General features: G+C 63.8%; 7 protein-coding genes. 5 read left to right on the top strand and 2 right to left on the bottom strand.

The genetic code is table 11. The annotated features are described in order from the left end of the window. Nucleotides 1-66: 66 nt before the first annotated feature. Complete coding sequence (locus QZ213_RS03785; RefSeq protein WP_291684716.1) at nucleotides 67-948, bottom strand: LysR family transcriptional regulator; 882 nt, start codon at nucleotides 946-948, stop codon at nucleotides 67-69. Nucleotides 949-1080: 132 nt separating this feature from the next. On the opposite strand from QZ213_RS03785, the gene QZ213_RS03790 reads away from it, so the two are divergent. The 5 genes from QZ213_RS03790 (at nucleotide 1081) to QZ213_RS03810 (ending at nucleotide 6049) form a co-directional block, all read left to right on the top strand. Then, complete coding sequence (locus tag QZ213_RS03790; RefSeq protein ID WP_291684717.1) at nucleotides 1081-1374, top strand: DUF1330 domain-containing protein; 294 nt, start codon at nucleotides 1081-1083, stop codon at nucleotides 1372-1374. A gap of 44 nt (nucleotides 1375-1418) precedes the next feature. Beyond that, nucleotides 1419-2039, top strand: coding sequence for a glutathione S-transferase family protein (locus QZ213_RS03795; protein ID WP_291684718.1), 621 nt, complete (start codon nucleotides 1419-1421; stop codon nucleotides 2037-2039). A 227-nt stretch (nucleotides 2040-2266) separates the two neighbouring features. Next, the gene (locus tag QZ213_RS03800) at nucleotides 2267-3709 is read left to right on the top strand and encodes a TolC family outer membrane protein (protein ID WP_291684719.1); all 1443 of its coding nucleotides are present in this window, start codon (nucleotides 2267-2269) and stop codon (nucleotides 3707-3709) included. A 110-nt stretch (nucleotides 3710-3819) separates the two neighbouring features. Then, the gene (locus QZ213_RS03805) at nucleotides 3820-4785 is read left to right on the top strand and encodes an amidohydrolase family protein (RefSeq protein WP_291684720.1); all 966 of its coding nucleotides are present in this window, start codon (nucleotides 3820-3822) and stop codon (nucleotides 4783-4785) included. A 4-nt stretch (nucleotides 4786-4789) separates the two neighbouring features. After that, nucleotides 4790-6049 (top strand): class I SAM-dependent methyltransferase, encoded by a 1260-nt coding sequence (locus tag QZ213_RS03810; RefSeq protein ID WP_291684721.1) that lies wholly within the window; start codon nucleotides 4790-4792, stop codon nucleotides 6047-6049. Between the two features lie 335 nt (nucleotides 6050-6384). Here QZ213_RS03810 and QZ213_RS03815 read toward each other — a convergent pair. After that, nucleotides 6385-7463 (bottom strand): hypothetical protein (locus QZ213_RS03815; RefSeq protein WP_291684722.1); only part of this gene is annotated, 1079 nt, incomplete at its 5' end.

A 7463-nucleotide genomic window follows, 5' to 3' on the forward strand; every position in this document is an offset into this window, starting at 1 on the left:
AACCAAATGACCGGCGGCGTCGAAGAATCGAGCGTCACCGCCTGAAGTTATTACAGTTCCTCCCCGTTATTTGGAAATTTGACGGTAAGGTGAACCGCGGCCCCGCAAAATATCCTCCAAAGCCCTGACGTTCGCGGAATTCGTTCCCTTGCGCCAGATCAGGACGGTCTGTGCAGAGTTCTCCGATCTCGCCAGGGGATGAACGCTCAAGCGCCTTCGCTCCGGAAAAGTCGTCAGCACGCTCTTTGGGATGAGGGATATCCCCATCCCCGCAACGATGCATCCAAGCATGGCGTGATACGATGCGATCTCGATCGTACGCTTGGGCATCTCGCAGCGGCTTGCATACCAGTCCTCGAGCCGCTTTCGATGCGGGCATCCATGCTCGAAGACGATGATCGTGGGCGGCAGACCGTTCTTCTTTCCGATCGGCGGATGATTTGCGGGTGCAACGATCACCAGTTCCTCGTCAAAAGCGAACGTCTTCTCGAATGGGACGTCGGCGATCGGCTCGGCGACAAGGGCCGCGTCGAGATCGCCAGCCAGGATGGCGCTCCCCAGAACCTGCGGGTTGCCGGTGCGCAGTTCCAGGACGACCTCGGGATGCCGCCGGTGGTATTCGCTGAGCAGACCCGGCAGCCTGACGGCTGCCGTACTATCCATCGCACCAAGCCGGAAAGTCCCGCGGGGCCTTGCGTCCTGCACGGCGTCGCGGGCCTCGGCGGCGAGCGCGAGAAGACGATCGGCGTAGTCAAGCAATACCTGACCGGCAGGCGCGAGGTGAAGCCGTTTTGCCTCGCGAACGAACAGCGCGACGTGCAGATCCTCTTCGAGCTGCCGGATACGAGTCGTGACACTGGACTGAACGCGGTGCAGCCGCTCGGCCGCCCGCGTCACGCTGCCTTCGCGCACGACGGCGCTGAAGATCGTCAGGTCCGATAGATCCATTCATCTCTCCACGAGATCAATTTCATCATAATTATTCATTTTATGTGATCTCCTATCCCGAGTAAAGACGGCGACACGGATGCGACGGGTTACGCCATCACCGTTGCCTGAAAACAGAGAGGGAGAACGACATTGTCAAAGGCCTATTGGATTGTGCGCGTCTCGGTTCATGACGAGCGCAGATATCCCGAATACCTTGCCGCGGCAGGCCCGGCGTTTCAGAAATTCGGGGCAAGGTTCATCGTGCGCGGCGGAGCGTTCGAAACGATGGAAGGCAACGCCCGCGAGCGAAACGTCGTGGTCGAGTTCAAGGACCGCTCGACGGCCTTTGCCTGCTACCAGAGCCCGGAATATCAGAGCGCGAGGACCATTCGCCAGAGATATGCGGACGCCGATTTCATCATCATCGACGGCGGCGCCGACTGAGGCAACGCGGTCGCCGACATCGGCCACTTCAAGGGAAGATCATCATGATGACGCTGTATTACGCTCCCCATACCTGTTCGCTGGCATCGCATATCGCCCTGGAGGATGCTGCTGCCGAATACTCGACCGTGCGGATCAATTTCGCCGACGACGAACAGCGCAAGCCGGCGTATCTCGCGATCAATCCCAAAGGACGCGTTCCGGCATTGGCAACCGACAAAGGCGTCCTGACAGAAACGCCTGCGATGCTCGCCTTCATCGCACAGAGCTTCCCGCTGGCGCGGCTGGCGCCGCTGGACGATCCGTTTCTCTTTGCGGAGGCGCAGGCCTTCAACAGCTATTTGTGTTCGACGCTGCATGTAGCGCATGCTCACCGCATGCGCGGAAATCGCTGGGCCGATGATCCGGCCGCAATAACCGCGATGCAGCGCAAGGTCCCGGAGTCCGTGAGTGCTTGTTACGATCTGATCGAGGACAAGATGCTGCGGCAGCCCTGGGTGATGGGCGAGAGCTATACGATCTGCGATCCCTATCTATTCACCATGGCACAATGGCTGGAGCAGGACGGCGTCGATCCGTCCCGATTTCCCAAGGTCATCTCCCACCGACGCCGGATGTCCGAACGCCCGGCCGTCCGGAAGGCGATCGCAGAACAGCTCGGCTGAGCCGAATCGGTTCGGCATCAGCGCAACCGCGATCAGAACCCCGGCGACCGCAATCGGAGGGCCCGCCGGCGACCGGTACGCGTATGTGACGAACCGGCAACAGCGAATCACTGGATTCATGGGGGTTCCGCGTTCCATGGTTTGCTTGTGGCTGCAGCGCCCTCTAAACAGGTAAAAGTTGTCGGGTCGTCGGCGGGGGCGGACGGCCGGGGTTGCTTCGGGATCACATGATTGGGCGTGCCGCTAAAGCTGGCCACGTGGCAAGGCGCGTGCTTCGATCGGGCATTTGTCTTGGTGTGGCGGCTTGCGCCGGTTTTGCCGCCGCGGCCGCGCTCAGTCTTACCGCCACCGCGGCCCTGGCCGAATCCCTCCCCGAGGCGCTGGCCAAGGCCTATCAGAGCAATCCGCAGCTCAATGCCGAAAGGGCGCGCCAGCGCGCCACCGACGAGAACGTGCCGCAGGCCCTGTCCGGCTACCGGCCGCAGATCATCGCGACCCTGAGCGCCGGGTTGCAAGCCGTCCGCAACCTGCTGCCGGACAACAACGTGCAATCCGCCACCCTGAAACCCTGGACCATCGGCGTGACGGTGACGCAGACGCTGTTCAACGGCTTCAAGACCGCCAACAGCGTCCGGGTGGCGGAGCTGCAGGTGCAGTCCGGCCGCGAGGCGTTGCGCAACGTCGGTCAGGGCGTGCTGCTAGACGCCGTCACCGCCTACACCAACGTGCTGGCCAACCAGTCGCTGGTCGAGGCGCAGCGCTCCAACGTCGCGTTCCTGCGCGAAACCGTCGGCATCACCCAGAAGCGCCTTAACGCCGGCGACGTCACGCCGACCGATACCGCCCAGGCCGAAGCGCGGCTCAGCCGAGGACTTGCCGACCTGAACACCGCCGAAGTCAATCTCGCCATCAGCCAGGCGACCTATGCCCAGGTGATCGGCAACCCGCCGGGGCAATTGCGATCCGCCGAAGCCGTGGACCGTTATCTGCCGCGCAGCCGCGAAGACGCCATCGGCCTTGCCAGCAAGGAAAATCCGGCGGTCACGGCCGCGGGCTTCGATGTCGATGTCGCCTCCACCACCATCCACGTCGCCGAAAGCAGCCTCCTTCCCAGCATCACCCTGCAAGGCAGCGCCAGCCACGCCAGCGAGGCCGACCCCACCATCAGCACCTTGCGGACCGACCAGGCCTCGGTGATCGCGCAGATGAACGCGCCGATCTACGATGGCGGCCTGGCGGCATCACAGACCCGGCAGGCCAAGGAACTGACGGCGCAAAGCCGGCAGGTGCTCGATCAGGTCCGCAATCAGGCCCGCACCGCGGCGGTCGGCGCCTGGGTTGCGAACGAAGGCACCAAGATCGCGGTAGCGGCTTCGGAATCCGAGGTGCGCGCAGCGACCGTCGCGCTGCAAGGCGTCAGCAAGGAGGCGCAGGGCGGCCAGCGCACTACGGTCGACGTCCTGAACTCGCAGGCCGATCTGATTTCGGCGAAAGCGCGGCTGATCGGCGCGCAGCGCGATCGCGTGATCGCGTCCTATACCCTGCTCAGCGCCATCGGCCGGCTCGACGTCAAGACGCTGTCGCTCAACACGCCGGACTACCTGCCGGAAGTGCATTACCAACAGGTGCGAGACGCCTGGCACGGCCTGCGCACACCATCGGGGCAATAGTAACCGCCAGCCATACTTGCTCTGATAGGCCTAGCATATCTGTCGCTGAAGCGAGGACGTGCTATTCTGCCCTAAGAAACGAGATAACAAAAAAGCGAGGGAGTGAGACGATGTTCACGCGACGCGGTGTTCTGCTCGCTTCCTTTGCGGCCGGAGTGAGCATGCCAAACAGTGATGCCATTGCCAAAGCCTCGCAGTCTTCGACGCCGGTGAATTTCGATGTCCCCGCCGGCGCCTGCGACTGCCATACCCATATTCACGGCGACCCCGCGAAATTTCCTTACTTCTCAGGCCGCGTCTACACGCCGGAGCCGGCATCGCCCGAGGAGATGTCAGCGCTGCACAAGGCGCTGCATATCGAGCGCGTCGTGATCGTCACCCCGAGCGTCTACGGCACCGACAATTCGGCCACGCTGTTCGGCATGAAGGCACGCGGGCCGACCGCGCGCGGCGTCGCCGTGATCGACGACAAGACGCCGGAGGCCGATCTCGACGCCATGAACCAGGCGGGGATTCGCGGCATCCGGCTCAATCTCGCGACCGGCGGCGTCAACGATCCCGCGGTCGGCCGCCCGCGCTTTCAGGCCGCGGTCGAGCGCGTGAAAGCGCGCGGCTGGCACGTCCAGCTATTCACGAGTCTCGCGATGATCTCCGCGATCAGGGATCTCGTCGCCGCTTCGCCCGTGCCCGTCGTGTTCGATCATTTCGGCGGCGCACAAGCTGAACTCGGCGTGGCGCAGCCGGGCTTTTCGGACCTGGCAGAACTCGTCAAATCGGGCAAGGCTTACGTCAAGATTTCCGGCGCCTACCGGGCGTCGAAGCTCGCGCCCGATTATCCCGACGTGGTCCCGCTGGCGCAGGCGCTGATCGCGGCCAATTCCGACCGCGTCGTCTGGGGCACGGATTGGCCGCATCCGAATTCGGTAACGCCGCCCGGCAGACAGCCGACCGAGGTGACACCGCTGTACCAGATCGACGACGGCCGCCTGCTCAACCAGTTGCCCGTGTGGGCGCCGGACGCGGCGATCCGCAAGAAGATCCTGGCCGACAATCCGGCCCGGCTTTACGGATTTTGAGGCCATGGACGAAGCCGCATTTCAGCCGCCGCCGAAATTGCTCGATGCGATCATGGCCGAGACGCGCGGGACCGGTTTTCAGAGCTGGTGCTGGCCACAGGTCGGCGCGCTGCTGCGGGTTTTGGCAAGTTTGAAGCCCGGCGGCCGACTGCTTGAGATTGGTACCGGTACTGGCGTGGGAACGTGCTGGTTGCTGGATGGCATGGATGCCGCCGCCCGGCTAATCAGCATCGATATCAGTCCGAAGGTGCAGGTTGTTGCCCGGTCGCATCTGGGGACCGACCCAAGGCTCAAACTGCTCTGCGAGGACGCCGCGGCAGTGATCCAGCGCGAGCCGCAAGTGTCCTTCGATCTCATTTTCGCCGACGGCGGCGCGGGCAAGCATACCCTGCTCGACGAGACGCTCGCTCTGCTGCGCCCGGGCGGAATCTACATCTGCGACGACACCAAGCCCCATCCGATGTGGCCTCCGGAACATGCGAAGAGAATTCCACCGCTGATGGAAGCGCTTGCGGCTCGACAGGACTTTCGCCGCATCTACATCGACTGGTCGAGCGGCGTCGTGGTGATGGTCAGGCTGGACAAGTGGGCGTTACGGGTTTTGCGCGCCGGTTCGCGATGCCGCCGGCGCCATTTGCCCGCGCGTTTCCGCACGATAGTTGCTCAACCACTGGCCGGCCTTGCGCAAGCCCCCGAACGGAAACAGATGGAAACCGGCGATCGACGCCGTCGCTTGCGCGGGCGCCGACTGCAGGCCGCGCAGGACGTCGTCCGGCCCGGTATCCGTGAGCAGCCGGCCGAAACGGCCGATCTGGCTGCGCAGCGAGCGGATCGAATTGCCGACGCCGCAGCGAAGCGCGAATTTCGTCAGCGTGGCAGGACTCGCCGGACCGGCGAGGCCGACGATGACGGGAAGGCCGACGCCGCGCGCATCGAGCTTGGCTATCCAGTCGAGGATCGGCGCGCTTTCGAAGCAGAATTGCGTCACGACATCGACCCGGATTTCTGTTTGTTGTCCCCAGTTCCGCCATGCTTCGAGGCCCCTGAAGGTCGCATCCGCCGCCAGATAGGGATGCCCTTCGGGATGCCCGGCAATACTGACCCGCGCGAGGCCACGCGCCTCGATCAATCCGCTGGCGCGAACATCGAGGCTCGATTTGAACGGTCCTTTCGCGGCCGCGACGTCGCCGGCGATCAGAACAATGCGCGTGACTTCCGCCTCGCCTCGCGCCCGCGCCAGAAAGTCGTCGAGCGCCTCACGTGACGGCATTTCGCGCGCGGCGATATGGGGCACCGGGTTGAAACCGGCGCGACGCAATACGGCGGCCGTCTCGACGTTGTGTCTATAATTGTCGCCGGGCAGGAAGGTGATCGTCACATCGGTGCCCGCCGGGAAATGCTCCCGCAACTCGCCTAGCTGATGCCCGCGCGAGGAGACTTCGACCGAAACGGACGACAACAGCGCGTCGAGCTCGCGAGACGAAGCATGATCGGGTGCGGACACATCTCACTCCGGTTAAGGTCTCTTTGAAGGCATGATCTTCTCCGAAAACCGGTCCCACTTTGCGCTAACGCGGCCCTTCGGATCGGGATCATGCCTCAAACGCGGCGGCGCGAAATCACATAGGTTTCGTCGTTGAACCACAAGCCGCCGTGCTTCTTGAGCACCCGGTCGGTGGCTTCGAGGTAGCGGCCGTCGCGGACCACTTCCGACAGCCTGACATCCTCGATCTGCGCGACATAGATGGCGGCATTCCAGGCGGCGAACAGCGTCGAGGTCCCGATCGGCCCCGAGACTTCGTCCGGCAGCGTATGCATGTGATAGCGGAAGATCGATCGCGCATCGGAGGAAGCGTTGAAATTGTAGTGCCGGGCCTCGGCGCCAAGCTCGTGCTTCACCTGCCGCAGGATCGCGTAGCGATCGGTCTTGAAGGGATCCTCGCCGGGCCAGACTTCGTCGATGATCTCGATACCGGGATCGTGGCCGTGCGAATGGATGCCGACCAGGCGGCCGCCGGGCCGCAGCGCGCGGACCAGTGGGGTCACCACTTTCGAGGCCTTGAATTCGACGCTGGCCCGCGCCCGGTAGGGCTGCGAGGCGATCACCAGATCGTAATCGGCCATCACCCGCCCGGGCCGAGGCATGATCGGATCGAGCAGGAACGAGTGGTCCTCGCGCCGCAGCGTCAGGATGATGGGGCGGGTATAGAGCGGATTGCCCGTGGTCGGACTGATTCCGGCGCGCCAGTTCTCGGCCAAAAACCCTTCGAGCTGTCCGATTTGCTCGGCAAAGCCGTGCGCGGTATTGCCTGCCAGCGCGACGTCCTTCCAGATCAGGCCCTGCGCCGAAGTCGCCGAGCGCGGCGTCAGCCACGGCGCCTCGGCATAATAGAGATTGGTGATGACGAGCACCGTGGCCGGATGTTCGAACAGGCGGTCCGCCATCTTCTCCAGCATCAGCCGCACGTCTTCGTAGGAGATTTCCTTGGCGACGACGTAGAGCGGCATGGTCGGAAAGCGGGCGTGCACCGCCCGCATCACGCGCGACAGCACGGTGCCGTCGCCGACGCCGGCGTCGAAAATCCGCAGCGCCGGCGGCGACGGCTGCAGATTGCCGAGTTCGAGCGAGACGCGATTGGCGACCTCGGTCTTCTCGCTGCAGGTCGAGACGAACAACA

This window comes from Bradyrhizobium sp. (genome assembly GCF_017881085.1).
GTDB lineage: Bacteria > Pseudomonadota > Alphaproteobacteria > Rhizobiales > Xanthobacteraceae > Bradyrhizobium.